This window comes from Kitasatospora sp. NBC_01246 (genome assembly GCF_036226505.1).
Lineage (GTDB): Bacteria > Actinomycetota > Actinomycetes > Streptomycetales > Streptomycetaceae > Kitasatospora.
In genome coordinates, this window is the sequence record NZ_CP108484.1 from 3892382 (window position 1) to 3917601 (window position 25220).

Sequence of the window (25220 nt, forward strand, 5' to 3'; positions counted from 1 at the left end):
TCGTGCTCCCCGGACCGGCAAACTCGCGGGAAATCCGTGGCAAACGAGCGCGGGGGCCACCGGCTGTGACCCCCGCCCACGTCAGCCGAGTCCTAGGCGCTTTCGAGCCGCACGTAGGACTCCTTGAGGTACTCGTGCACCGCCTGCTGGGGCACCCGGAAGGACCGACCGACCCGGATGGCCGGCAGCTCTCCGCTGTGCACCAATCGGTACACCGTCATCTTGGACACCCGCATGACCGCGGCCACTTCGGCCACGGTCAGGAAGACGACTTCCTGCAGGGGGCGTTCGCCGGAACTCATGACCATCACCCGACCCTTACCCGTGTGCAAGGCACCGGCTTCCCCTCCGGTGACTCCACCGGCACACGTGTATCCCCAGAGTAGTTATGGGTGGTACCAGTGGGAAGAGGGAGAAGCCCAGTCCTCGTACGGTGAGAGATAGTCCTGTTGCATTACGTAGTCACTCGGCGGTCTGTCGCAGGGGTCGTGCGCACCGCCCGGCGCCTCCACAACCGGGGGCCGGGATTCAGGGCAGCAGGCCGTGGTGCGGCAGCACGGCGCGGCGGCTGGCCAGGATCGCCTGGTCGAGGCGGTCGGCCGGATCGTATCCCGCGTCGAAGTCCCGCCAGACCGGCCGGGCGCCGTCGGTCATCCGCAGCGGGGCCGGCCGGCGGGTGCGCCGGTAGACCTCGGCGCGCCAGGCCTCCGGGGTCTCGGTGGCCGGGTCGACGGGCCGGCCGGCGGCGGTGGCGACCAGATGGGTCCAGGTCCGCGGGACGACGTCCACGACGGCGTACCCGCCGCCGCCCAGCGCGATCCAGCGGCCGTCGGCGTGCTCGTGGGCCAGGGCGTGCAGCTCCTCGGCGATCATCCGCTGGGCGTCCACGGTGACGGCGAGGTGGGCGAGCGGGTCCTCCAGGTGGGTGTCCGCGCCGTGCTGGGTGACCAGCACCTGCGGGCGGAAGGCGGCCAGCAGTTCGGGCACCAGGGCGTGGAAGGCGCGCAGCCAGCCGGAGTCACCGGTACCGGCCGGCAGCGGCAGGTTGGCCGCCGAGCCGGGCGCGGCCGGGCCGCCGGTCTCGGTGGCCCAGCCGGTCTGCGGGAAGAGCGTGGCGGGGTGCTCGTGCAGCGAGACGGTGAGCACCCGGGGGTCGTCCCAGAACGCCTGCTGGACGCCGTCCCCGTGGTGGACGTCCACGTCGACGTAGGCGACCCGCTCGGCGCCGAGTTCGAGCAGCCGGGCGATGGCGAGCGCGGGGTCGTTGTAGACGCAGAAGCCGGACGCCCGGGCGGGCATCGCGTGGTGCAGTCCGCCCGCGAAGTTGACGGCGTGCGGGGTCTCGCCGCGCCAGACCGCCTCGGCGGCGGCGACCGACTGCCCGGCGATCAGCGCGGAGGCGGAGTGGACGGCGGGGAAGGCCCAGTTGTCGTCGGTGCCGAGCCCGTGCCGCAGGTCCACCTCCTCGGGGTGGGCGGCCGCGTGCTTGACCGCCGCGACGTACTCCCGGGTGTGCACCAGCCGCAGGGTGGAGTCGCCGGCGGGCGGTGCGGACCGGACGGTGACGCCGGGCCCCGCGCTCAGCCCGAGGGACTCCACCAGGCGCATGGTGAGCGCCAGCCGGTCCGGGTCCATCGGGTGGCCGGGACCGAAGTCGTAGGCGGTGACGGCCTCGTCCCAGAAGAGGTGCAGGCCGCAGGGGGTGTCACGCTCGGCTTCGGGCATGGCGTCCACGGTAGTGCGTGCGCGCGCCGCGACCGCCGCCAGGTCACACCCCCGGGGTCGGTGAACGGCCCGCCCGGGCGCGGGCCTACCTCCGGGAGAGCCGGGCGGCCGGGCCCGGCGCGGGCGCCGGTGCGGGCGCGGCGGCGACGCCGGTGCGGCCCGCCAGCCGGCAGCCGAGGCAGTCGGTGTGGCCGGCCCGGGCGGCGGTGTCCCGGGTGCGCCAGTGCCGGCGGCCGGCCGGGCGGGGCCCGGTGGCCTTGCCCCAGCCCGCGAGGTGCAGCAGCCAGGCGGCGGGCGCCCCGGCCGCGGCGACGGCGAGGCCGGTCCAGAACGCGGCGGCCGAGCCCGCCGCGAAGGCCACCCCGGCGACCGCGCTGCCGGCGATCGCGATCGCGACACCCGTCCAGCCGGCGACAGTGTGGCCCATGTCGTGCTCGTCGTGTGCGCCCATGTCTCCCTCTTTGGTGTGATGGGGTTCCGCTGTGATGGGCTTCGCGGACGGCCGGCGCGCCCGGGGAGCGGGCCGCGACCGACGTTTTATCTCGCGAGCTAAGTAACTTAGATACTAAGGAGATGCTCCGTGGAGGGCAAGCCGCGCCCGCGGGCGACGACCGAGCAGGCGCAGTACGCGATGGACCGGATGATCGCGCTCGCCCAGTTCGGACAGCAGGACATCGCCGCCCGGCTCGGGCTGAACGTCACCGACCTCACCTGCCTCGGCTTCGTCATCGAGGCGGCCATGGCCGGGGAGCCGCTCGCCGCCGGCGACCTCGCCGAGCGGGCGCAGCTCACCACCGGCGCGGTGACGGGCGTGCTCAACCGGCTGGAGAAGTCCGGGTACGCCCGCCGCGAGGCCGACCCGGCCGACCGCCGCCGGGTACGGGTGGTGATGGAGGACTCCGCGCAGGCCCGCATCCTCCAGGTCTACGGTCCGATGTACGAGCGGTTCGGCCGCCTGTTCGCCGACTACACCCCGGACGAGATCGCCGTGCTCGCGGACTGGTTCACCCGCGCCAAGGCCCTGATGCGGGAGTCGCTGGACGAGATCCGCGAAGGCTGAGCGCCACGCGGCGCGGCGCCGCCGTCAGGCCCGCGCCGGGACGAGCGCCGGGGCGGGGGCGAAGCGGTCGGCCAGCGGGAGGACGGCGAGCACCAGGAGCATCGGGGCGAGCAGCGCCCAGCGGTACGAACTGGCGTCGGCGATCGCGCCCACCAGCGGCGAACCGATCAGGAAGCCCACGTAGTTGAAGAGGTTGAGCCGGGCCACGGCGGCGTCCGAGTCGTCCGGGAGGAGCCGCCCGCCGGCCGCGAAGACCTGCGGGATGATCGCGCAGATCCCGAAGCCGAGCACGGTGAACCCGGCGATGCCGGCGGCCGCACCGGGCGCGGCGGCGGCGATCGCGAAGCCCAGCGCGGCCAGCGCGGCGCCGCCGCGGACCACCGGGACGGCGCCCCAGCGCTGCACCGCGCGGTCCCCCAGCGCACGGCCGAGCAGCATCGCCACCATGTAGCCGAGGTAGGACAGCTTCGCCACGTCCTCGGCGCTGCCCAGGCCGTCGGTGAGGTACTTGACGCTGTAGTTGGAGACCGAGGCGTCGGCGATGTACGCGAAGGCCATCGCCAGGCAGAGCGGCAGCAGCGGCCGCCACGGGACGCTGCGGGCCGCGGCCTCGGCGGCCTCCCGGACGGCGTCACCGAGCTCGGCGGGCCCGGCGAACCGCGTCCCGGCCAGCACCGCGAGCGGGGCGATCACCACGGCGGCCGTCCCGAACAGCACGGGCAGGCCGAGGTGGTAGTGCGAACCGAGGCCGGTGACCACCGTGCCGAGGATGCCGCCGAGGCTGAACGCGGCGTGGAAGCCGAGCATGATCGAGCGCCCGTAGCGGCGCTGCAGGCCGACCCCGAGCATGTTCATACTGGCGTCCAGCGCGCCGACCAGCAGGCCGAACGCGCCGAGCGCGAGCGCGAGTTGCCAGAGCGTGCGGCCGAACCCGGCGCCGGCCAGGCTGAGGCAGACGGCGGGCTGGACGACCCGCAGCACCGCCCGCGCGCCGGCCCGCCGCACCAGCTGCTCGGAGACGATCGACCCGACGCCGGCCAGGATCGGCACGGCGGCCAGGAAGACCGGCAGCAGCGCGTCGCTCAGCCCGTACCGGTCCTGGATCTCGGGGATGCAGGTGACCAGCAGCGCGAAGGTGACGCCCTGGAGCAGGAAGCTCGCGGTGAGCGCGGCCCGGCCCGCCCGCAGCCGTGGCGGTGCCGCGGCACCGGGCGCCGTCCCGATCTTCACGCACACCTCGCTACTGGCCGGTACAACGATGTTGGCGAGAGCGTAGGGGGTGGCGCGGTTTTTGGGGAGGGGGTGCGCACGCCGGTACGGGCCCCGCCGCTCAGCCGAGCAGCGCGGCGGCCTCGGCGAGGTCCCCGATCAGCCCGGTGGCGCCCGCCGCCGTCAGCCGCGCCGGGTCGGTGAGCGCCGTGTAGCCGTAGACGTCCATCCCGGCCGCCCGGGCGGCCAGCACGCCGTTGACGCTGTCCTCCAGCACCAGGCAGCGGGCCGGGTCGACGCCGAGGGCGCGGGCGGCGTGCAGGAAGAGGTCGGGGGCCGGCTTGCCCACGCCGACGTCCTGCGCGCTGAAGATCCGCTCCTCGGCGAAGTACCCGCGCAGACCGGTGACGTCGAGGGCGGTGCGGATCCACGCGTGGTGCGCCGAGGAGGCCAGGCAGAACGGCACGGAGCGCTGCCCGAGCTCCTTCAGCAGCGTCTCCGCGCCCCGCACGGCGGTGAGTTCGGCGTCGAAGGCGGCGAACACCCGGCCGTGGAACAGCTCGTCGAAGCCCTCCGGCAGCTTCGCGCCGTCGTGCCGCTCGGCGATCACGTCGTGGATCCGGTGGGCCGCGGTGCCCATGAAGTCCCGGTAGGAGTCCTCGATCGTGGTCGGGTAGCCGAGTTCGGTGAGGTACTCGGCGAGCAACCGGTTGGAGAGCGGCTCGCTGTCCACCAGCACGCCGTCGTTGTCGAAGATCACCAGGTCGTAGGCCATGCGGCCGAGCCTACTGGGCGGCCTACCGGCCGCCGGAGGCCAGCTCCCGGGAGCGGTCCCGGGCCGCCTCCAGGGCGCCCAGCAGCGCGGCCCGCACCCCGTGGTTCTCCAGCTCGCGGATGGCCGCGATGGTGGTGCCGGCCGGCGAGGTGACCGCCTCGCGCAGCTTCACCGGGTGCTCGCCGGAGTCCCGCAGCATCACCGAGGCGCCGATCGCGGACTGCACGATCAGGTCGTGCGCCACGTGCCGGGGCAGGCCGAGCAGGATGCCGGCGTCCGTCATCGCCTCGACCAGGAAGTAGAAGTACGCCGGGCCCGAACCGGAGAGCGCGGTCGCCGCGTCCTGCTGGGACTCCGGCAGCCGCAGCGCCTTGCCGACCGAGCGGAAGATCTCCTCGGCCCGCTCCAGGTGCGCCTCGGTCGCGTGCGAGCCGCCGGAGATCACGCTCATGCCCTCGTCCACCAGGACGGGCGTGTTGGGCATCACCCGGACCACCGGGGTACCGGGCGCCAGCCGCTCCTCGAACCAGGCGGTGGGGATGCCGGCCGCGGCCGAGATGACCAGCCGGTCCGCGCCGACGTGCGGCGCCAGTTCGTCCAGCAGGGTGCCCATGTCCTGCGGCTTCACCGCGAGGATCAGGGTGTCGGCGAGCTTGGCGGCCTCGTGGTTGGCCACCACGCCGACGCCGTACTTCGCGGCCAGCTCGGCGGCCCGCTCCGGCCGGCGGGCGGTCACCAGGACGTCCGCCGGGTCCTTGCCGGCCCGCAGCAGACCGGAGAGCAGGGCCTCCCCGATCTTGCCCGTCCCGAGGAAGGCGATCTTCTGCCCGTGCGCCGCGCCGCTGCCCATGCCCGCTCCTTGCATCCGTTCCTGCCGCCATCCTCGCACCGCTCCCCCGCCCGCGGCGGGACCGTCCACCCTGCGGAAGGGCACGGCGGCGTCCGCCCCGGGGCCGGGCCCGGGGGCGTCCGCCCTAGGGAGAAACTCGGGGTTCTCCCCTATGGCTTCGGGCCGTGCGCGGGCGCACCGTGGAGGCATGGCACACGGAGAGATGTCCCGACGTGAGAACCGGCAAGCCGCCGTCGCCGCCGCGACGCTCGGGCCGTGGCGGACGGCCGCGGGAGTCGGTGCGGTGGTGGGGGCGACCGCCCTGGGGATCGACGCGATCACCGGCGACTGGTCGCTGAGCATGCTGGCCGGACCGGCCGGCTGGGCCCTGTTCTTCTTCTTCCTGGTCGGCACGGTGGGCGGCCAGCTGCGCAAGGACACCACCGACCGGCGGCTGCGCCGGTGGGCGGACGCGCATCCGTGGAAGTCGGCGATGCCGGCCGCGGGCGGGCTGCTGGTGCTGAACATGCTGGCGCAGACGATCCTCGGGGACGCGGGCCTGTTCGGCGCGTTCTTCCTCTCGCTGCTGCCGGCCGGTCTCCTGCTGGCCGTCGCGGGCGTGGTCGGCTCGGTGAAGCAGGCCCGCGGCAAGGGCTGAGCACCGGCCCGCGAGCCGGACAAAACGGGGTGATTCCCGCACGCCGCACCCGAGTTCACCACACGGTGTGCCCCCGATCGATTCCCTGTCACACCCCGTCGGCATACTGGCGCGATGCCGATAGCCGAAGATCCAGAACCGCGCCCGTCCGAGGGCCGGGCCCCGGACGGGGCGGACCCGTCCGGAGCGGGCGGGAAGGACCCGTTCGCCGACCTCGTCCTGGACGAGGAGTTCGTCCGCGGGGCCGCCGTCAAGGAGCCCGCCGGCCGCACCCGGATGCTCTCCGCCCGGTGGCAGCACACCCCGCCGGTCGACCCGGGCGGCCGGCGCTCGGTGAACGACGGCCCGAGGAAGGCCGGGCGCTTCGGGCGCGCCCCGAAAGCGGTCGACCCCTGGGGCAACGCCCGCCCGCGGCCGCGGTGGCAGGCACCGCTGTACGTGCTGCTGACGGTGGTCGTGCTGCTGGGCGCGCTCAACGTCGACGGCGTGCGCTCCTGGTTCTCGACGACCTTCGGCGCCGCCCCGGACCGGTCCGGCACGTCCGCCGCGCCGGTCGCCCCGGAGACCGCGCGGCCGACCGGCGCGCCCTCACCGGTCGACGAGGAGCAGCCCACCGTCGACCGCCCGTGGGCCGGCTCCCCCGCCAAGGACTGGCCGACCACGATGGACGCCTTCGACCTGCCGCAGGCCCCCGGCGCCATCGGGGTGTTCGGCGCCGAGCAGGTGGCCGCCCAGGTCAAGCTGGTGAAGGACTACCTGGCGGCGGCCAACCTGGATCCGAAGGTGATCGCGGGCGGCCGGCCGGACGCCGCGCTGGCGATGCTGGAGCGGGAGAGCCGGGACAAGCTGGAGACCGCGCTGGCCCGCCCCAGCAAGGAGGACGACCCCACCTCGGCGTTCGACCGCTTCGATCCGCGCGAGGCGGTCCAGGTGGCCGACGGGGTCAGGCTGCAGGGCCGGATCAGCGTCGAGGGCGACGGCGAGAAGGGGGTGGTGGTGCACACCGACTTCACCTACGTCTACGCGCTGCGTCCCGGCCCGGAGGCGGCCCAGCGCGCCACGGCCCAGCGGCCGACGCCGGGCGCCCCGGCGCAGTCCCCGCGGTCGGCGCCGCCCGCGCCGCCCGCGCCCGGGGACGGCGCGGTCAAGCCGGTCGGCCTGCTACTCCCGGTGGCCGACGTCCCCGGGGACACCCGGACCGCCCGCACCATCGTGCGCAAGACGGAGGACTTCCGGTTCTACGACCCGGGCAAGTACCAGAACAACCCGAAGAAGATCAACTTCGGCAAGCGCCGGTCCGAGGTCGGCAACACCGCCTGCGAGGTCTACGACGGCTTCCTCCACCCCCGGTTCCCCCAGTTCGCCCAACCTGACCCGGAGCGGACCGGACCGGCCACCGACCCGTACGACCGCTCCAAGGAGCTGACCGCGCGGGGCGAGTGCGGCACGATCACTCGCAGCTGAGCGCTCAGCGCTTGCGCCCGCCCCGGCCCGGCGCCGCCTTCTTCGCGCCGGGCCGGCCGCCGCGGCCCGCCTGCCGCCGCCCGTACTGGGCGGTGGCGCGCTCGTACCGGGCGCGCTTGACGGCCTCGCCGGGGGCCTCGACCAGGCCGCGCAGGAAGTAGGCGAACAGCGCGCCGACCCCGCCGATGACCCAGACCACGCCGAGCGACTTGTCCTCGGCCATCCAGCCGGTCAGCTGGTCCCTGCCCTCGCTGAGCAGCTTCCAGTTGCGCAGCCCGGCCAGGCAGGAGCAGATCGCCACGGCGGCGACCAGCAGGCCGTTGACGAACCCGCCGTTGTCGGACAGCTGGACGCCCTCGACGGCGAAGCGCAGGACGAACGCCCCGGCCACCGCCGCGAGCAGGGCGCCGAGCGGCACCACGACCCGGCGCAGCCGGTAGTCGGTGCCACGGCCGACCCAGCTGGTGCCGAACCAGCGGATCGGTTCCGGCTCGGGGGCGCCGGCGGGCCTGGGGGTGGGGGTGGGGTCCTCGTTCACACGGCCGATTATCACCCGGCGCCCCGCCCGCGAGACAGCATCCGGCGGCCGACGCGGGAGGAGCCGTCCCGCCCGGGGCGGAACGGCTCCTCGTGGCGCGGGGGTGTCAGCCGAGCTTGGAGACGTCGCGGACGGCGCCCTTGTCGGCGGAGGTGGCCATCGCGGCGTAGGCCCGCAGCGCCTGGCTGACCTGGCGCTCGCGGTTCTTCGGCCGGTAGCCGCCCCCGGCCTCCAGCTTCAGCCGGCGCTCGTGCAGCACCTCGGCGGGGACCTCCAGCGAGATCGTCCGGCCGGGGATGTCGATGGCGACGATGTCGCCGTCCTCGACCAGCGCGATGGTGCCGCCGGAGGCGGCCTCCGGGGAGGCGTGGCCGATCGACAGGCCCGAGGTGCCGCCGGAGAAGCGGCCGTCGGTGACCAGGGCGCAGGCCTTGCCGAGCCCCCGGCCCTTGAGGAACGAGGTCGGGTAGAGCATCTCCTGCATGCCGGGGCCGCCCTTGGGGCCCTCGTAGCGGATGACGACGACGTCGCCCTCCTTGATCCGCTTGGTGAGGATCGCGTCGACGGCGTCCTCCTGGGACTCGACGACGACCGCGGGGCCGCTGAAGGTCCAGATCGACTCGTCGACACCGGCGGTCTTCACGATGCAGCCGTCCTCGGCGAGGTTGCCGTACAGCACGGCCAGGCCGCCCTCGACCGAGTAGGCGTGCTCGACGCTGCGGATGCAGCCGTTGGCGGCGTCGGTGTCCAGCGACTCCCAGCGCTCGGACTGGGAGAAGGCCTCGGCGGAGCGGACGCAGCCGGGGGCGGCGTGCCAGAGCTCGACGGCCTCGGCGGACGGCGAGCCGCCGCGGACGTCCCAGGTCTTCAGCCACTCGGCGAGCGAGTCGGAGTGGACGGTGGTCACGTCCTCGTGGAGCATGCCGCCGCGGTAGAGCTCGCCGAGGATGGCGGGGATGCCGCCGGCCCGGTGGACGTCCTCCATGTAGTACGAGCCGTTGGGCGCGACCTTGGAGAGGCAGGGCACCCGGCGGGAGACCGCGTCGATGGCCCGCAGGTCGAAGTCCAGCTCGGCCTCCTGGGCGGCGGCGAGCAGGTGCAGGATGGTGTTGGTCGAGCCGCCCATCGCGATGTCCAGCGCCATGGCGTTCTCGAACGCGGACCGGGTGGCGATCGAGCGGGGCAGGACGCTGTAGTCGTCCTGCTGGTAGTGCCGGTTGGTGATCTCGACGACGGTCCGCCCGGCCTTCTCGTACAGCGCCCGGCGGGCGGTGTGGGTGGCGAGCACCGAGCCGTTGCCGGGCAGCGAGAGGCCGATCGCCTCGGTCAGGCAGTTCATCGAGTTGGCGGTGAACATGCCCGAGCAGGACCCGCAGGTCGGGCAGGCGTTCTCCTCGATGATCGCGATGTCCTCGTCGGAGACGTTCTCGTTGACCGCCTGGGAGATCGCGTCGACCAGGTCCAGCCTGCGCACGGTGCCGTCGACCAGGGTGGCCTTGCCGGCCTCCATCGGGCCGCCGGAGACGAAGACGGTCGGGATGTTGAGGCGCAGGGCGGCCATCAGCATGCCCGGGGTGATCTTGTCGCAGTTGGAGATGCAGATCAGGGCGTCCGCGCAGTGCGCGTTGACCATGTACTCCACCGAGTCGGCGATCAGGTCGCGCGAGGGCAGCGAGTAGAGCATGCCGCCGTGGCCCATCGCGATGCCGTCGTCCACCGCGATGGTGTTGAACTCGCGCGGGATGCCGCCCGCCTGCTTGATCGCCTCGGAGACGATCCGGCCGACCGGCTGGAGGTGGGTGTGCCCGGGGACGAACTCGGTGAAGGAGTTGGCGACCGCGATGATCGGCTTGCCGAAGTCCTCGCGGGCTACGCCGGCGGCCCGGAGAAGCGCCCGGGCGCCTGCCATGTTGCGACCGTGGGTGACCGTACGGGACTTCAGCTCGGGCACTGTGCTCCACTCCTTCGGAGGCTGCTGGCGGCCCCGCCGGGTGAGGAGGGTGCGCGGCCGCTGTGTCTTTCGAGACTACGCCCGCCGTCCGGCGGGCGGACACCGCGTCCGCGATGCGGTCAGGCCGTGGCGTCCGGGGTCCGGGCCACGGTGAGGTCCAGGACGTACGGCTCGACCACCCAGCCGTCCGGGAACTCCGCCAGCAGCGCCTCGCGCTCGACGGCCAGCAGCGGCGCCCGCTCCTCGGGGGCGAGGGAGGCCAGGTAGGAGCGCGAGACCAGGTCGGTGATCACGTGGTCGACGGTGACCCGGCGCTCCCAGCGCAGCGTGGCGGTGCCGATCCGCAGGTCGTGGGGGGCGAGGTGCGAGACGATCTCGTTGACCGCGCCGTAGCCGTGGTACGTCCCGGTGAGCGCCTTGGCGAGCCGCTCGCCCATCGCCGCCACCCAGGCGACGCCGCTGTCCTTCACGTTCCACCAGGTCGCGAGCGCGCCGCCGGGGCGCAGCACCCGGATCGCCTCGGGCACGGACCGCTCGGGGTGCGTCCAGTGGAAGGCCTGGGCGTAGGTGACGAAGTCGGCCGAGCCGTCGTGGAAGGGCAGGTCGTCGCCGTCGCCCCGGACCAGCGGCAGGCCCGGCGAGGAGGTGAGGAACTGGGCGCCCATGCCGGGGGTCGGCTCGACGGCGATCACGTCCGCGCCGCGGCCGGCCAGCAGCCGGGTGGCGATACCGGTACCGGCGCCGACGTCCAGCACCCGGGCGCCCTTCAGGGTGCGGCCGGCCAGGCGCTCCAGCGCGTCGAAGAGCTCGTCGGGGTACGAGGGACGGGCCCGGTCGTACTCGGCGGCCACCCCGCCGAACGAGCCGGCGAGCCGCCGGTAGTCCGTGCTGTCCGTCATATGTCCCCCTCGGTAAGGCAGTTCGTGGTCAGCGTACCCGGGCGGGGGTGGCCAGGTGCAGACGGGTGAAGGCGAGCGCCTCGGCGAGGTCGGCCTCGCGTTCGGCGGGGGACGCGGAGCGCCGGGTGTTGACCTCCAGCACCACGTGGCCGTCGAAGCCGGTCCGGGCGAGGTGCTCCAGCAGTTCGGCGCAGGGCTGCTTGCCCCGGCCGGGGATCAGGTGCTCGTCCTTGCCGGAGCCGCTGCCGTCGGCCAGGTGGATGTGCGCGAGCCGGTCGCCCATCCGGTCGACCATGGCGAGCGCGTCGATCCGGGAGGTCGCGGCGTGCGAGAGGTCGATGGTGAAGTGCCGGTACTCCTCCTCGGTGACGTCCCAGCCGGGTGCGTAGGCCAGCATCTCGCGGTCGCGGTAACGCCAGGGGTACATGTTCTCGACGGCGAAGCGGACGTCGGTCTCGCCCGCCATCCGGTTGATGCCCTCGACGAAGTCCCGGGCGTACTGGCGCTGCCAGCGGAACGGCGGGTGGACGACGACGGCGCTCGCGCCGAGCTTCTCGGCCGCCGCGCGGGCCCGGACGAGCTTGGTCCACGGGTCGCTGGTCCAGACCCGCTGGGTGATCAGCAGGCAGGGCGCGTGCACGGCCAGGATCGGCATCCGGTGGGCGTCGGAGAGCCGGCGCAGCGCCTCGATGTCCTGGCTGACCGGGTCGTTCCAGACCATCACCTCGACGCCGTCGTAGCCGAGCCGCTCGGCCAGCTCGAAGGCGATGGCGGTGTTGGCCGGGTAGACCGAGGCGGTGGAGAGGGCGACCTTGGTGTCGGGGATGCACAGGCCGGGGTGCGGGGGCAGGACCAGGCGGTCGGTGGTGCGCAGCAGCGGGGCCGGGTGGGCCGCGGCCTGCCGGGCGGCCTTGACGGACTTCACCGACTGGACGGCGGCCTTGGCGGCGCCGGCCGCCCGGGCGGTCCGGTTCCCGCGGGGCGCCGTGCCGGTCCCGCCGGTCGCGGTCCCCGCCGCGGGTGGCTGCCCGGTGGCCTTCTTCGCCGCCTTCTTGGCGGCCTTCTTCGCCGCCTTCTTCACCGCTCCGCCGGTGGCCTTCCGGGCCGCCCGGGCGGACTTCGCCGCGGCCGCCGCCCCAGAAGTACCAGAATCCTCAGACGCCCCGGAAGCCCCGGCCGGCCCGGCGCTCTTCGCGCCCTTGGCACTCCGCGCGCTCTTCGCGCCCTTCACGGCCTTGCCCAGCTTGCGGGCCCGTCCGGCACCGCCGGTCCCGGCCGGCTCGCCGCCGGCGGCCGCGGGCGGCGGGTCCGTGCGGCGCGGGGTGTCCGGCCGCGGCTGCCCGTCCCCGGGAGCGCGACCCTCCCGCGTCCCGTCCTCGTCCGCTGGTTGCGCCACGGGAGACAGCGTAAGCGGACCGCGCCCGGAACGGGGAGCGGCCCTCCCGGCGCGGGCCGGCCGGACCGCCCCTCAGGTGGCGAGCGCGGGCCGGCGGCGGTCGACCGCGCCGTCCATGGTGTCCAGGCGGCGCAGGATGATGCCCTCGCGCAGCGCCCACGGGCAGATGTCGAGCTCGTCCAGGCCGAAGAGGTCCATCGCGGCGTCGGCGACCAGGGCGCCGGCCAGCAGTTGCTTGGCGCGGCCCTCGGAGACACCGGGGATCTGCGCCCGCTCGGCGACGGTCATCGCGGAGAGCCGGGGCAGCCAGGCGGAGAGGTTGCTGCGGGTCAGCCGGCGGTCGGCGTACGGGCCGGCGTCGGCGGGGGCCGCGCCGGTCATCCGGGCGAGCTGCTTGAAGGTCTTGGAGGTGGCGACCGCGTGGTCGGGGGAGCCCAGCCGGGCGATCTCGCCGACGACGGTGGCCATCTCGGCCCGGATGTGGCGTCTGAGCTCGCGCAGGCCCTCCGGGTCGGCGACGTCCCCGGGCAGCCAGCGGCCGGTGAGCCGGCCGGCGCCCAGCGGCAGCGAACAGGCCACGTCGGGCTGCTCGTCCAGCCCGCAGGCGATCTCCAGCGAGCCACCGCCGATGTCCAGGTTGAGCAGCCGGCCGGAGGACCAGCCGAACCAGCGGCGGACGGCGAGGAAGGTGAGCCGCGCCTCGTCCTGCCCGGAGAGCACCCGCAGTTCGACCCCGGTCTCCTCGGCGACCCGGCGCAGCACCTCCTCGCCGTTGGCGGCCTCCCGGACGGCGGAGGTGGCGAACGGCAGGATGTCGAGCACGCCCTTGTCCTCGGCGACCCGCAGCGAGGAGGCGACCATGCCGACCAGCTTCGCCACCCCGGGCTCACTTATCGCGCCCCGGTCGTCGAGGAGTTCGGCGAGCCGCAGCTCCGCCTTGTGGGAGTAGGCGGGGACGGGGGCGGCACCGGGGTGCGCGTCCACCACGAGGAAGTGGACCGTGTTGGAACCTACGTCGAGAACACCGAGTCGCATAGCCCTTCACGCTACGCGATCCCGCCTCCGGACAGACCTGGCGCGTCGGTATTCGTGCTGGTCCGGCGGTCCGGGCCCGGTGACTTGGTCCGGACCAGCGGCGCCGGCTCAGGGCCCGTGAGTGCCCTGCGGCGCGGTCGGGTGGAGGGTGCGGCAGCCGGCGTCGGCCCAGCGGCGGGCCCGGCCGGGGGCGTTGGTGATCAGGCCGTCGGCGTCCCGGTCGGTCATCAGCTGCCAGGACGCCTCGTCGTCCAGCGTCCAGACGTAGACCTCGCGGCCGGCCGCGCGCTCGGCGGCGATCCGGTCGGCGGTGGCCAGCGCCCCCTCCAGGGCGATGCCGTGCAGCGGCAGGTCACCGGGGTCGTCGGCGAGCGAGGCGCCCTGGATGAGGACCACCGGCAGGGCGGGGGCGGCGGCGTGGGCCTGGCGCAGGTGCTCGGCGGAGAACGAGTACAGGTAGACCCGGGCGCCGCTGCCGGCGGCGATCCGGGCGATCCGGGCGACGTCCTCGGCCCGCTGCCACTTGATCTCCATCAGCAGCGTCACGGGGCTGCCGGCGAGCCGCTTCAGCAGGTGCTCCAGCGTCGGCACGGCCTCGGCCGGGCCGGGGCCGACGGTCACCCGCAGCTCGGCGACCTGAGCGGCGGTCAGGTCCGCGACGGCGCCGTGGCCGTCGGTGGTGCGGTCCACGGTGGGGTCGTGCATCAGGACCGGCACGCCGTCCCGGGTGGTCTGGACGTCGGTCTCCAGCCAGTCGGCGCCCTGGTCGAGGGCCGTCTCGAAGGAGCCCATGGTGTTCTCGGGGGCGTCGAGCGGGGCGCCCCGGTGGCCGATCACCGTCGGGGCGTCGCAGCTCCGCTCGGCCGCGACCGGACGGGCGCGGAGCTCGGGGGCGGGGGCGCAGCCGCCGGCCAGCACCGCGAGGGCGGCGAGGACGGCCGCGTGGGCGGTGCGGGGCGAGGCGGTCACGGCTCGGGCTCCAGCTCTGGTTCGGACACCGGGCGGACGCGGGTGTCCGGCGGGGTGCCGGGCGTCCGGGACATCGTCGACGCGTCGGCGGGGGATCAGCGAACCGGTCCGACAACCTGACCGTGCCGGCGGTCGCCTCCAGCGTGCGCCCGCCGCCCGCTCCGGCCCGGCGGCGGCGCACCGCGGGTCACCCGGACGCGCCGCCCCGGCGTCACAGCAGACCGTCCCACAGCTGCTCGACGATGACGGCCCACCAGTTCTCCGGGTCGTCGAAGACCGTCGGGTCGATCGCCGCCAGAGCGCGCTGCAGCTCGGCGACGGCGGTGCCGGCGGCCCGCGGGTCCAGCCCGGGCAGACCGGGCAGCCACCCGGCGAACAGGGCCAGGCTGCGGACGAAGGCCGCCGGCCCGGCGTTGCAGTGCCGGGCGGTGGCGTAGTCGGGGTCGACGGCCCGGACGGCGCCGCAGGCGGTGTCCAGGGCGATCAGCGCCCAGCCGTCCGTCCCGAGCAGCAGTTGCGGGGCCAGTGCGAGGCGCTCCCGCTCGGCCACCCGGGTGCCGCGGCCGGTCTGCGCCAGGTGGGCGGCGAGCGGCGGCAGCACCGTACCGGGCCGGGTGCCGTCGGCGATGGCGTCCGGCCGCGGGTGGTGCAGCGCGAAGAAGCCCTCGACCGCGACGGGCACGCCGACCGTCAGCAGTACCCGGGCGGTGGCCTCCGGCAGGTCGGCCCGGGCGACGTCGGCCGGGTCGAAGCGCCGGACGCCGCCGGCGCCGAAGCGTTCCACCAGCAGCGCCGCGAGCCCGTCGTCCGCTCCGGCGGCCGGGGCCGGGCCGCCGCGCGGGAAGGGCACCCGGTTGCGGACCGGTCCGCCGGGCTCGGCCGGGAGCGCGCGGACGGCCGCCGCCCGGTGGTCGAAGCGCGGTCCGTAGGACAGCTCGGCCTCCACCCGGGCGCCCGGCAGCTCGGCGGCCAGCGCGTACGCCCAGTAGCCGCCGGGCAGCGCGCTCAGCCGCAGGTCGGTGCGGACGGCCAGCACGTCCTCCGGGCGGACGCCCCGCTCGCGCAGCCACCACCAGCCGCGCAGCGCCGGGTGCGGCAGCCCGGGCGCCGAGCGCAGCGCCAGCGAGCGGACCTCGCCGAGGTCGTCACGGTAGGTCAGCTCGGCCCGGGTGCCCCGGCCGGTGGACGGCGGCCGGGCCGGGTCGTGGGCGCCGGCGCCCACGAAGTCCCGGTAGAGCGCGGTCACCTCGTCCACCGGTACGGACGGCCAGACGGTGAACCGCCCGGTGATCCGGTCCACCACCGCACAGGCCGCCCCCACCTCCTCGGGTGCGCGCCGCTCCCCCGTCAGCGGGTCGACCCCCACCGGCGAGGGCTCCGCCCAGACCACCCAGCCGAGGTCGAACTCGTGCGAGTGCACCCGCCGGCTCCCGGTCGAGCCGTCGGCGGAGGCCCTCGGCAGCTCGCCGTTGATCCAGCGGTGGGCGGCCTCGACCGCCTGCGCGCGGGTGGTCACAGGGTGGTGCTCCTTGCATGGACGCGGGCCGGGAGGGGCGCGCGGGCGGAGAGGGGCGGACGGAGGGTCACCGGGCACCGCCGGTCAGCGGCCCCGACGCGGCGCCCGGCGGCTGCCGCCGGCCGGCGGCAGCCGCCGGCTCGGGACGGCTCAGGACGGCGGTCACCGGGCGCCGCTCGTCGCCGGCTCCGGACGGCGCGCGGCGAGGTCGAGCGGGCACCCGTCCGGGTCGAGGGCGATCGCCCAGAGGCCGTGGGCGGCGTCGTGCAGCGGCTCGGCCCCCCGGCGGCCGACCTGGTGGTCGAGGTAGGTCACGGTGTCCCGGTGGTTGACGGCGTTCCAGGCGTGCGGACGACCGAAGCCGTCCAGGGTGAGCAGCACGGCCTGGGCGCCTTGGCCGGCCCGCCGCAGTTCGCCGGTGAGACGGCCGAAGGCCGGGCCGCCGTCGCCGAGGTCGCGGAAGGGCGCGCCGAGTTCGCGTTCGGCACGGTCCCGGCCGCCGCGCTCCCCCGCGTCGCCCTCGGTGGGGATCCGGGGCGCGGCGCAGGTCGGGCGGCCGGTGAAGGTGTCGACGGCGGACAGCGCGATCTCCAGGCTGTTGTTCGCCCGGCCCGGGGCGTGCGGGCCGTCGGCGTTGACCACCTCCGTCCAGCCGCCGGCCGCCGGGTCGGGGTGGCGGACGGGCAGACCGGCCGCGTCCCGGGGCGCCCGGCGCTCGACCTCGCGCTGGTGCTCCGGGTCGACCGGGGCCAGGCCGCCGGGCAGTCCGTAGGGGCGGCTGTCGGCGATGGTCCGCAGGCGCGCCTGGAACTCCTCCTCGGCGCCGCCCCGCAGGGCGCGCCGGGCCAGCTGGAGCGCCAGGGCGTGCGCGGTGGCGACCGGGACGGCGGCCCAGGCCAGGCTGTCCCCGCCCTCGACCGGGGAGCCGCCGGGGCGCCGGCGGTGGTCCTCCGGGTGTTCCTCGGGGCGGCCGGGGCCGGCGACCGGCGGGGCCGACGGCGGCAGGACGGTCACCGGGCCGGGCGCGGTGACCGGGTGCGGGGTGCCGGTGGCCCCCCGCGGGGCGCCCGCGCCCACCCCGGCGCCCGGCCGGCCCTCGGCGGGCGCCTGCTGTCCGGAGGCGGGGGCGCCGGGGTGGCCGGACGCGCCCGGGGCCCCGGCCGCCGGGGTGCCCGGGCCGGGGACGACGACCGGGCCGACCGCGCCCACGGGCCCGGCCGGGACGGCGCCGGGGGCGCCCCCGGCGGCGGGCGGTCCGGCGCCGACCCCGCTGCCGAACGGCGCCGGACCGTGCCCGGCCGCCACCGGGCCCGGGTAGGAACCGCCGGACGGGCCGGCCAGCGGACCGGGGCCGGTCGGCCCGGCGGCCACCGGAACGGTGAACTGGGCGCCGTAGGAGGTGCCGTGCGGGCCGCCCTGGGCGGGTCCGCCGCCCGACGGCACGTCCGGCGCGCCGAGGTGCGAGGGCGCGGCGGGGGCCTGCGGTGCGGGCGGCGCGAGCACCGAGTCGGTCCGTACGGTCACGGGCGCGCCGCCGCCACCCCCGGGGTGGGCGGGCGGCAGGTGGTAGTCGTCGTCGGCCCGGCCGCCGTAGCCGACCGCGCCGCCACCGCCACCACCGTCGCCGCCGCCACCACTGGCGAACTGTGCCGGGGCGGCCGGACGGCCCGGGCCGTCCGGCGTCCGGTCGCCGCCGGCCGAACCGGTCCGCAGCGGCCCCGTACCGCCCCCGTCCGGGGTCCGGTCCGGGTGCTCCCCCGGACCGCCCGGGCCGGGGCGGCCGGCGCCGTCCATCACGACCACGCCGTCCGGCCCGGCCCCGGGGACGCCGGGCGCCCCGGGTGCGCCCGGCAGCACCGCGCCCGGCCCGTCGGCGAGCGGCCCGCCCGGTTTGCCGTCCAGTCCGTGGCCGTTCCCGCGGCCCGCCGCGGGGTCGGTCAGCGGTATGCCGCGGACCTCCTTGCCGTCCTTGTCGGTCAGCACCGGCAGGCCGTCCCTGCCCAGCACCGGCCGCCCCTGCTCGTCCACCTTCACGGCGAGGTCCTCGACCCCCACCACCGGCTTGCCGTCCGGGCCCTGGACGACGAGCAGCCCGCTCGGGTCCGTCACCGTCGTGCCGTCGGCCCGGACGATGACCGGGTCTCCGTGCTCGTCGAGCACCGGTCGGCCGGCCTCGTCGAGCTTGACCGCCAGCCCCGGCACGCCGACCACGGGCCGGCCGTCCTGACCGAGCACCACCGCCAGGCCCGCGCCGTCCGCGCCCAGCACGCCCGGCTCGCCGAGCACGGCGGGCAGCCCGGCGGCGACCGGGTCGAAGGCCCCGCCGGTGAACGACGCCGGACGCACCCCCGGGACGCCGCCCGGCGCGAGGCGCAGCAGCGCGACCACGGCGGGCTCCTTGAGCGTGCCGTCCAGCCCGTCCTTCATCGCCCGGCCGAGCTCGTCCAGCAGGCCGCCGATCTTCAGCCCGGCGGACTCGACGGCGGCGGCCGCCACCGCTTCGGCGACGTGTTCGGTGGCAGCGTCGCGCACCCCGGCCGCCACCGCGCCGAGGCCCTGCCGCAGCCCGCCGAAGACCCCGCCGGGCGCCGCTCCGTCGCCGCGGGTGGCGGTGGCGACCTCGGCCGCGGCCGCCTTGGCCCGGGCCGCCTGCTCCTCGGCCTTCTTCAGCTCGGCGGCCAGCTCGGTGAGGGTGGCGACGAGGTCGGCCTTGCAGCTGTCGACGGCCCGGGCGGCCTTGTCGAAGGCGCCGGCCACCAGGATCGTGGCGCTGTGCGCGTCGTCCAGGTGGCCGGTGCCGCGGCCGCTGAACGCCCGCCAGTACTCGCCGAAGGCGTCCACCGCGCGGCCGGAGTTCTCCCCGGTGACGCGCTTGGCGGAGTCCCCGCCGCGCTTGCCGAGGCGCTCGGCCTCGACGCCGAAGTCGCGCCAGAGGCCGGCCGCCCTGCGCAGCCCGTCCTCGTCGGCCTGCGGCCACTGGTGGCCGGTCCTGGCCAGCAGCGGTGCCAGCTCCTCGGGCAGCTTGCGGGACATGCGCTTCCCCCTTCGACGTACGGACTTCGACGTACGGACCGCGGCGTGCGGACTTCGGTGTGCGGGCCACGGCGTGCGGGCCACGGCGTGGCGGAGCACGGCGGCGACGGAACACGGGGTGCCGACCGCCGCGCACGGACCGCGTCACCCGCGGTCCGCGTCCGGCGGACGGCCCCGGCCGTCAGGCCGACCTGTCCTTGGGGACGGTCGTACGGGCCCCCGGGGTTGCCGCGGGCGTCACCGGCCCGCCCTGCCCCGCCGCGCCGCCGAAGCCGGCGGCCGCCGCGGTCTCCGCGTCGACGGTCCGCTCGGCCATGGTGTGCAGCCCCGAGCCGACCTGCCCCAGCTGCCCGGCCAGCCCGCGCAGACCGCCGAGCAGACCGCCGCGCGCGTCCTTGTAGGCGGCGGCGAATCCGCTGCCCGGCCGGTCCTGCCCCCACGGGCTGCCGAGCGCCGCGAGCGACTGCTCCAAGGTGCTGGCGGCCTTCCCGAAGTCCTCCGAGATCTTTTCGAACTCGCGCCCCTCACCGTGCAGTTCCCACGGTTTGAGGGCGAAGGTGCCGCCTCCGGCATCGCCGTTGCCACTGCCGCTCGCCATCCCCGTACCTCCCCGTAGCGGACCGGCCGCCATCCTAGAGGGGCGGCCGGTCCGGGCCGCAGCGCGCCGGAGACCTCTTCACCCCGCCTTCACCTCGCCCGACGGCGGCTCCGACCGCCGCCGCTCGGCGAAACCACCGCAAATGCCCCGCCCGCAGGCGGTTCGCACCGCCGTGAAGGCTCTACCCTTGCCGGGTGGCAGCAGCAGAGACCTCCAAGAAGAAGACCAAGGCCGGCGCGACCCCGGTCGACCTCGCGATGCCGACCCTGCGCGTCGAGGCCCCGCTCGACGCCCCGCGCCCCGAGGTCCCGCTCGACTTCCCCCGGGCCTGGGTCGAATTCGCCGACCCGGCCGACGAGGAGCAGGTCTTCCGCTGCGACCTCACCTGGCTGACCTCCCGCTGGACGTGCATCTTCGGCCGGGGCTGCCAGGGCATCCGCGAGGGCCGCGGCGAGTCGGACGGCTGCTGCACGCTCGGCGCGCACTACTCGGACGAGGACGACGAGCGGCGCGTGGCCGGCCACGCGGCCCGGCTGACGCCCGAGATCTGGGAGAACCACGCGCACGGCACCGACGCCAAGGGCCGGATCCGGCTCGACGGCGGCATCACCATGTTCGACGAGGACGGCGACCGGCAGACCCGCCGGGTCAACGGCGCCTGCCTCTTCCTCAACAGCCCCGGCTTCGCCGGCGGCGCCGGCTGCGCGCTGCACACCCTCGCCCTCACGGAGGGCAAGGAACCGCTGGAGACCAAGCCGGACGTCTGCTGGCAGCTCCCGGTGCGGCGCACCTACGACTGGATCGACCGCCCGGACGACACCCGCTACCTCCAGGTCACCATCGGCGAGTACGACCGCCGCGGCTGGGGCCCGGGCGGCCACGACCTGCACTGGTGGTGCACCGGCAGCCCGGACGCGCACACCGGCCCGGACCCGGTGTACATCAGCTACCGCCCCGAGCTCACCGAGCTGATGGGCAAGGCCGGGTACGAGGTGCTGGCCGGCCTCTGCGAGCAGCGGATCGCCACCAAGGGCGACCGCAAGGTGGCGCCGCACCCGGCCGACCCGGGCCGGAAGCCGGGCCGCAGGAAGTAGCCCGCCGGAACGCCCTCGCCGCCGCCCGGCGCCCCACCGCCACGTGTCGATGCCGCCTACTTGTCGATGTCGCCGACGACGAAGAACATCGAGCCCAGGATGGCCACCATGTCGGCGACCAGGGTGCCGGGCAGCAGTTCGGTGAGCGCCTGGATGTTGTTGAAGGACGCCGAGCGCAGCTTCAGCCGCCACGGCGTCTTGTCGCCGCGCGAGACCAGGTAGTAGCCGTTGACGCCGAGCGGGTTCTCCGTCCAGGCGTAGGTGCTGCCCTCGGGGGCCTTCAACACCTTGGGCAGCCGCAGGTTGACCGGGCCGGGCGCCAGCGTGGCGAGCTTGTCCAGGCAGGCGTCCGCGAGGTCCAGCGCGTTGACGGTCTGCTCCAGCAGGCACTCGAACCGGGCCAGGCAGTCGCCCTCCTCACGGGTGACCACGGTCAGCACCGCGCGCAGCTCGTCCGAGCCGTACGCCAGGTAGGGCTCGTCGCGGCGCAGGTCGAAGTCGAGCCCGCTGGCACGCGCGATCGGGCCGCTGACCCCGTACGCCTCGGCGTGCGCCCGGCTGAGCACGCCGACGCCGGCGGTGCGGGCCCGGAAGATCTCGTTGCCGAGGACGAGGTCCTCGAAGACCGGCAGCTGCGAGCGGACGGTGGCGATCGCCGCCCGGACCCGGCCGAGCCAGCCGGCCGGCAGGTCCTCCTTGAGGCCGCCGACCCGGTTGAACATGTAGTGCATCCGGCCGCCGGAGGCCTCCTCCAGCACGTGCTGGAGGTCCTCACGGCCGGTGAAGGCGTGGAAGATCGGGGTGATCCCGCCCAGCTCCAGCGGGTAGGAGCCGAGGAACATCAGGTGGTTGAGGACGCGGTTCAGCTCCGCGAGCAGGGTGCGGATCCAGACCGCGCGCTCGGGCACCTCCATGCCGAGCATCCGCTCGACGCCGAGCACCACGCCCAGCTCGTTGGCGAACGCGGAGAGCCAGTCGTGCCGGTTGGCCAGCATGATGATCTGCCGGTAGTCACGGGCCTCGAAGAGCTTCTCCGCGCCGCGGTGCATGTAGCCGATCACCGGCTCCGCGGTGACGATCCGCTCGCCGTCCAGCACCAGCTTCAGCCGCAGCACACCGTGGGTCGCCGGGTGCTGCGGGCCGATATTGAGCACCATGTCGGTGCTGCCCGCCGCGCCGGTGAAGTTCTCGGCTCCCGCCCCGATGCCGACCGTGGTCTCCCTCATGACCCGAGAGTCTGCCATCCCCCGAGGCCGGCGAGGGTCTCCGGTACCGGCATGCGGACGGCCTGGGCGAGCCAGCCGAACGCGCCCAGGCCCGCAGGGTCGGTCAGCTCGGCGGCCTCCCCGGCGCCGCCGAGCGCCCGCAGGTAGGCCGCCGGGTCGGTGGACGCCAGCGCCAGCGGCGGTCGGGCACCGTTCACGCCGAGCGCCCGCAGCGCCTCGCGCTGCGTTGTCCACAGGCTGTGGACGGCGGGCGCGGCCACCGCGTCCAGCGCCACGTGCGCGGTGAGGTCGCAGGTGCCGTCCGGCACCGGGCGCACCTCCCGGCCCGCCCGGAACCCGGTCAGGGTGGGGAGGGGCGGGCGGCTCGCGGCGGTGTGCCCGTAGTCCGCCGCGACCGCGAGACCGCGCTCCAGCCCGGCGACGGCCGAGGCCCAGACGGCGTCGCGCGGGGCGCCGAACTCCACGACGTCCCCCGGCTCGGGGGCCGGCCACCAGCGCGCGGCCCAGGCGGCGTCGGCCGCGTCCACCGCGGACCCGAGCCGCTCCTCGCCGGTCGCGGTGTCCACCTCGACGTAGCGCAGCACCCCGTCCTCGTCCACCTCGCCGAGGTCCAGCGGCACGTTGTCCAGCCACTCGTTGGCGAACAGCAGCCCGCTGACGCCGTGCGGCACCTCGTCCGTCCACAGGGCTGTGGACGGCAGTCCCGCCGGGCGGTCCGCCGCGATCTCCACCCCGTACGGCCGCAGCCGGGCCAGCACGCCGTCCGGCAGCTCGGCCAGCACACCGGTCAGCAGCTCGCCGCGGCCCGCCCCGACGTCCACGAAGGCCAGCTCCTCCGGACGGCCGAGGGCCGCGTCCACGTCCAGCAGCAGCCGGGCCACCGCGCGGGCGAACAGCGGGGAGGCGTGCACCGAGGTGCGGAAGTGCCCGGCCGGCCCCTCCGGCCTGCGGTAGAAGCCGCCGACGGGGGCGTAGAGGGCCTCTTCCATGGCGGGCCGCCACCGCATCCAAGTCATGCGGCGGGACGCTACCGGCGCCGGGGTTCCCCTCCCAACCGGAGTCCGGGCTTCTCCGACCTAGGGAGTAGGACGGATCGCCCTCCCGGCGGACCTGACCACGCTCCGCGACTGCCTACGCTTGAGACGTGCAACGACTCAACGCCTGGCTCCGCCGTCACCCCATGGTGGTCGACTCCGCCTGGGCGGCGATCGTGCTGTTCCTGGGGCTCCTGCCGGACGGCGGCGACAACAGCGCCTGGCGGGCCCCCGCCCAGTTCGTCATCGCCCTGCTCATCCCGCTGCTGATGGTCTTCCGGCGCCGCTACCCCGACGCCACCGTGGCCGCCGCCACCGCGCTGGGGATCGGTCAGATCACGCTGGGCATCCTGCCCGCCGGCTCCAGCATCGGGTACCTGGTCTTCGCCTACACCGGCGCCGCCTTCGGCTCCGCCTGGATCTCCCGGCTGGCCCTGGCCGCCGGGCTGGCGGCCGGACCGCTGACGTACTGGCAGCTCCACCTCAGCAAGACCGTGATCGACCCGAACGGCGACGCCCAGCAGCGCTCGTACAGCCTGGGCGAGTTCCTGCTGCTCACCGCGGCGATGAGCAGCCCGTTCATCCTCTGCTGGGCCTGGGGCCGGCTCACCCGGGTGCGCCGCGCCTACCTGGTCGAGCTGGAGGACCGCGCCGCCCGGCTGGAGCGCGAGCGCGACGCCCAGGCCAAGGTGGCGGTCGCCGCCGAGCGCGCCCGGATCGCCCGCGAGCTGCACGACGTGGTCGCGCACAACGTCTCCGTCATGATCGTCCAAGCCGACGGCGCCGCCTACGTGCTGGACAACTCGCCCCAGCAGGCCAGGGAGGCGCTGGGCACGATCGCCTCCACCGGGCGCCAGGCGCTCGTCGAGATGCGCCGGCTGCTGGGTGTGCTGCGCACCGCGGACACCGCCGAGGAGTACGTGCCGCAGCCCGGCGTCGAGGAGCTGCCCGAGCTGCTGGACCAGGTCCGCACGGCCGGCCTCCAGGTGGACTTCGCCACCTCCGGCGACCCGCGCGAACTGCCGCGCGGCGTCGAGCTGACCGTCTACCGGATCGTCCAGGAAGCACTGACCAACGTCCGCAAGCACGGCGGCCCCGATGTGCACGCCCGGGTCGCGGTCGACTTCGGCGAGCGCGAGCTGGCCGTCCTGATCGAGGACGACGGCCGCGGCTCGACGGACGAGCAGCTCGCCGCCGGCGGGACGGACGGCCAGGGGCACGGCCTGATCGGCATGCGCGAGCGGGTCGGCATGGTCAGTGGCAGCCTCGACGTCGGGCCGCGCCCCGGCGGCGGCTTCCGGATCCGCGCCGTCCTGCCCCTCAAGGCAGCACACTGACCCCGTTGCCGCCCACGAACTAGGAGCCACCTTGACCATCCGCGTGATGCTCGTCGACGACCAGGAGCTGCTGCGCACCGGCTTCCGGATGATCCTGCAGTCCCAGGGCGACATCGAGATCGTCGCCGAGGCCGGCGACGGCGCGCAGGCCCTGGAGCGGCTGCGGCACACGCAGGTGGACGTGATCCTGATGGACGTCCGGATGCCCCGCCTGGACGGGGTGCAGACCACCCGCCGGATCTGCCTCGCCGAGGACGGCAGCCCGCTGCCGAACGCGCCGCACGTGCTCATCCTCACCACCTTCGACCTGGACGAGTACGCCTTCGCCGCGCTCAAGGCCGGGGCCAGCGGGTTCCTGCTCAAGGACGTGCCGCCGACCGAGCTGGTGGCCGCGATCCGCGCGGTGCACGGCGGCGACGCGGTGGTCGCGCCGACCACCACCCGCCGCATGATCGACCGCTTCGCCGAGGTGCTGCCCACCGCGGCGAGCACGCCGGGACCGGACACCCTGGGCCCGCTCACCGAGCGCGAGCGCGAGGTGTTCCTGCTGGTCGCCCAGGGCCTCTCGAACGGTGAGATCGCCGCCCGGCTGGTCCTGTCCGAGGCCACCGTGAAGACCCACGTCGGCCGGATCCTGGCCAAGCTCGGCCTGCGCGACCGGGTCCAGGCCGTCGTCCTCGCCTACGAGGCGGGCCTGATCCGGGCCGGCGCCGCGGATTAATCCGCCGTCCGCCCCGGCCGTAGAATGGGCCGGTGCGTCCGGTACCCGCAGAGGACCGGAACGGTAAGAGTGAGGACCAGGGCCGAGCTGTGAGCGAGCGAACCGGGCTCACCGTCGAGAGGTGCGCCATGGCGATTGCCCCCGCCGAGCGCC

23 protein-coding genes are annotated in these 25220 nt (G+C 75.5%); 6 read left to right on the forward strand and 17 right to left on the reverse strand.

What is annotated here, in order from left to right:
- Positions 1 to 92: 92 nt before the first annotated feature.
- The 3 genes from OG618_RS17060 to OG618_RS17070 form a co-directional block, all read right to left on the reverse strand.
- A complete protein-coding gene (locus tag OG618_RS17060) occupies positions 93 to 302 on the reverse strand; it encodes a helix-turn-helix domain-containing protein (RefSeq protein ID WP_148644250.1) in 210 nt (69 codons plus the stop codon).
- Between the two features lie 226 nt (positions 303 to 528).
- Positions 529 to 1725 (reverse strand): acetoin utilization protein AcuC, encoded by a 1197-nt coding sequence (locus OG618_RS17065; RefSeq protein ID WP_329488313.1) that lies wholly within the window; start codon positions 1723 to 1725, stop codon positions 529 to 531.
- Positions 1726 to 1810: 85 nt separating this feature from the next.
- Positions 1811 to 2176 (reverse strand): HGxxPAAW family protein, encoded by a 366-nt coding sequence (locus OG618_RS17070; RefSeq protein WP_329488314.1) that lies wholly within the window; start codon positions 2174 to 2176, stop codon positions 1811 to 1813.
- A gap of 129 nt (positions 2177 to 2305) precedes the next feature.
- On the opposite strand from OG618_RS17070, the gene OG618_RS17075 reads away from it, so the two are divergent.
- Positions 2306 to 2785: a MarR family transcriptional regulator gene (locus OG618_RS17075; RefSeq protein WP_329488315.1), complete on the forward strand. Its 480-nt coding sequence runs from the start codon at positions 2306 to 2308 to the stop codon at positions 2783 to 2785.
- A 24-nt stretch (positions 2786 to 2809) separates the two neighbouring features.
- Here OG618_RS17075 and OG618_RS17080 read toward each other — a convergent pair whose 3' ends face one another.
- The 3 genes from OG618_RS17080 to proC form a co-directional block, all read right to left on the reverse strand.
- Positions 2810 to 4015, reverse strand: a complete 1206-nt coding sequence (locus tag OG618_RS17080; RefSeq protein WP_329488316.1) for an MFS transporter — start codon at positions 4013 to 4015, stop codon at positions 2810 to 2812.
- A gap of 100 nt (positions 4016 to 4115) precedes the next feature.
- A complete protein-coding gene (locus tag OG618_RS17085; protein ID WP_329488317.1) occupies positions 4116 to 4769 on the reverse strand; it encodes an HAD family hydrolase in 654 nt (217 codons plus the stop codon).
- Between the two features lie 22 nt (positions 4770 to 4791).
- On the reverse strand, positions 4792 to 5619 hold the full coding sequence (proC, locus tag OG618_RS17090; RefSeq protein WP_329488318.1) for a pyrroline-5-carboxylate reductase: 828 nt from the start codon (positions 5617 to 5619) through the stop codon (positions 4792 to 4794).
- Positions 5620 to 5821: 202 nt separating this feature from the next.
- Here proC and OG618_RS17095 point away from each other — a divergent pair, with 202 nt between their 5' ends.
- Positions 5822 to 6256, forward strand: coding sequence for a hypothetical protein (locus OG618_RS17095; RefSeq protein WP_329488320.1), 435 nt, complete (start codon positions 5822 to 5824; stop codon positions 6254 to 6256).
- 114 nt (positions 6257 to 6370) lie between these two features.
- Positions 6371 to 7720 carry an SCO2583/SCO2584 N-terminal domain-containing protein gene (locus tag OG618_RS17100; RefSeq protein WP_329488321.1) on the forward strand — a complete coding sequence of 450 codons (1350 nt, stop codon included), beginning with the start codon at positions 6371 to 6373 and terminating at the stop codon, positions 7718 to 7720.
- 4 nt (positions 7721 to 7724) lie between these two features.
- Here the strand turns inward: OG618_RS17100 and OG618_RS17105 are convergent, their stop codons facing one another.
- The 9 genes from OG618_RS17105 to OG618_RS17145 form a co-directional block, all read right to left on the reverse strand.
- Positions 7725 to 8258 carry a hypothetical protein gene (locus tag OG618_RS17105; RefSeq protein ID WP_329488322.1) on the reverse strand — a complete coding sequence of 178 codons (534 nt, stop codon included), beginning with the start codon at positions 8256 to 8258 and terminating at the stop codon, positions 7725 to 7727.
- 106 nt (positions 8259 to 8364) lie between these two features.
- Positions 8365 to 10209, reverse strand: a complete 1845-nt coding sequence (gene ilvD / locus OG618_RS17110) for a dihydroxy-acid dehydratase (RefSeq protein ID WP_329488323.1) — start codon at positions 10207 to 10209, stop codon at positions 8365 to 8367.
- A 119-nt stretch (positions 10210 to 10328) separates the two neighbouring features.
- The gene (locus tag OG618_RS17115; protein WP_329488324.1) at positions 10329 to 11108 is read right to left on the reverse strand and encodes a class I SAM-dependent methyltransferase; all 780 of its coding nucleotides are present in this window, start codon (positions 11106 to 11108) and stop codon (positions 10329 to 10331) included.
- 28 nt (positions 11109 to 11136) lie between these two features.
- Entirely contained in the window at positions 11137 to 11940 is an 804-nt protein-coding gene (locus OG618_RS17120) for a sugar phosphate isomerase/epimerase family protein (RefSeq protein WP_329492150.1), read from the reverse strand.
- 636 nt (positions 11941 to 12576) lie between these two features.
- The gene (locus tag OG618_RS17125; protein WP_329488325.1) at positions 12577 to 13539 is read right to left on the reverse strand and encodes a Ppx/GppA phosphatase family protein; all 963 of its coding nucleotides are present in this window, start codon (positions 13537 to 13539) and stop codon (positions 12577 to 12579) included.
- Positions 13540 to 13647: 108 nt separating this feature from the next.
- Positions 13648 to 14508, reverse strand: a complete 861-nt coding sequence (locus OG618_RS17130) for a glycerophosphodiester phosphodiesterase (RefSeq protein ID WP_329488326.1) — start codon at positions 14506 to 14508, stop codon at positions 13648 to 13650.
- Positions 14509 to 14719: 211 nt separating this feature from the next.
- Positions 14720 to 16024, reverse strand: a complete 1305-nt coding sequence (locus OG618_RS17135) for an SUKH-4 family immunity protein (protein ID WP_329488327.1) — start codon at positions 16022 to 16024, stop codon at positions 14720 to 14722.
- Between the two features lie 162 nt (positions 16025 to 16186).
- Positions 16187 to 19057, reverse strand: coding sequence for a toxin glutamine deamidase domain-containing protein (locus OG618_RS17140; protein ID WP_329488329.1), 2871 nt, complete (start codon positions 19055 to 19057; stop codon positions 16187 to 16189).
- Between the two features lie 181 nt (positions 19058 to 19238).
- On the reverse strand, positions 19239 to 19655 hold the full coding sequence (locus OG618_RS17145; protein ID WP_329488330.1) for a hypothetical protein: 417 nt from the start codon (positions 19653 to 19655) through the stop codon (positions 19239 to 19241).
- Positions 19656 to 19912: 257 nt separating this feature from the next.
- Between OG618_RS17145 and OG618_RS17150 the strand changes: the two genes are divergently transcribed.
- Positions 19913 to 20749, forward strand: a complete 837-nt coding sequence (locus tag OG618_RS17150) for a hypothetical protein (RefSeq protein WP_329492151.1) — start codon at positions 19913 to 19915, stop codon at positions 20747 to 20749.
- Positions 20750 to 20805: 56 nt separating this feature from the next.
- Here OG618_RS17150 and OG618_RS17155 read toward each other — a convergent pair whose 3' ends face one another.
- Together OG618_RS17155 and OG618_RS17160 are read right to left on the reverse strand one after the other, a co-directional pair.
- Positions 20806 to 21975 carry an NADH-quinone oxidoreductase subunit D gene (locus OG618_RS17155; RefSeq protein ID WP_329488331.1) on the reverse strand — a complete coding sequence of 390 codons (1170 nt, stop codon included), beginning with the start codon at positions 21973 to 21975 and terminating at the stop codon, positions 20806 to 20808.
- The gene (locus OG618_RS17160) at positions 21972 to 22991 is read right to left on the reverse strand and encodes an SAM-dependent methyltransferase (RefSeq protein ID WP_329488332.1); all 1020 of its coding nucleotides are present in this window, start codon (positions 22989 to 22991) and stop codon (positions 21972 to 21974) included. Before OG618_RS17160 ends, OG618_RS17155 begins: the two co-directional genes overlap by 4 nt.
- Positions 22992 to 23119: 128 nt before the next feature.
- Between OG618_RS17160 and OG618_RS17165 the strand changes: the two genes are divergently transcribed.
- Together OG618_RS17165 and OG618_RS17170 are read left to right on the forward strand one after the other, a co-directional pair.
- Positions 23120 to 24346 (forward strand): sensor histidine kinase, encoded by a 1227-nt coding sequence (locus OG618_RS17165; RefSeq protein WP_329488333.1) that lies wholly within the window; start codon positions 23120 to 23122, stop codon positions 24344 to 24346.
- A gap of 31 nt (positions 24347 to 24377) precedes the next feature.
- Positions 24378 to 25067: a response regulator transcription factor gene (locus OG618_RS17170; RefSeq protein ID WP_329488334.1), complete on the forward strand. Its 690-nt coding sequence runs from the start codon at positions 24378 to 24380 to the stop codon at positions 25065 to 25067.
- Positions 25068 to 25220 lie beyond the last annotated feature (153 nt).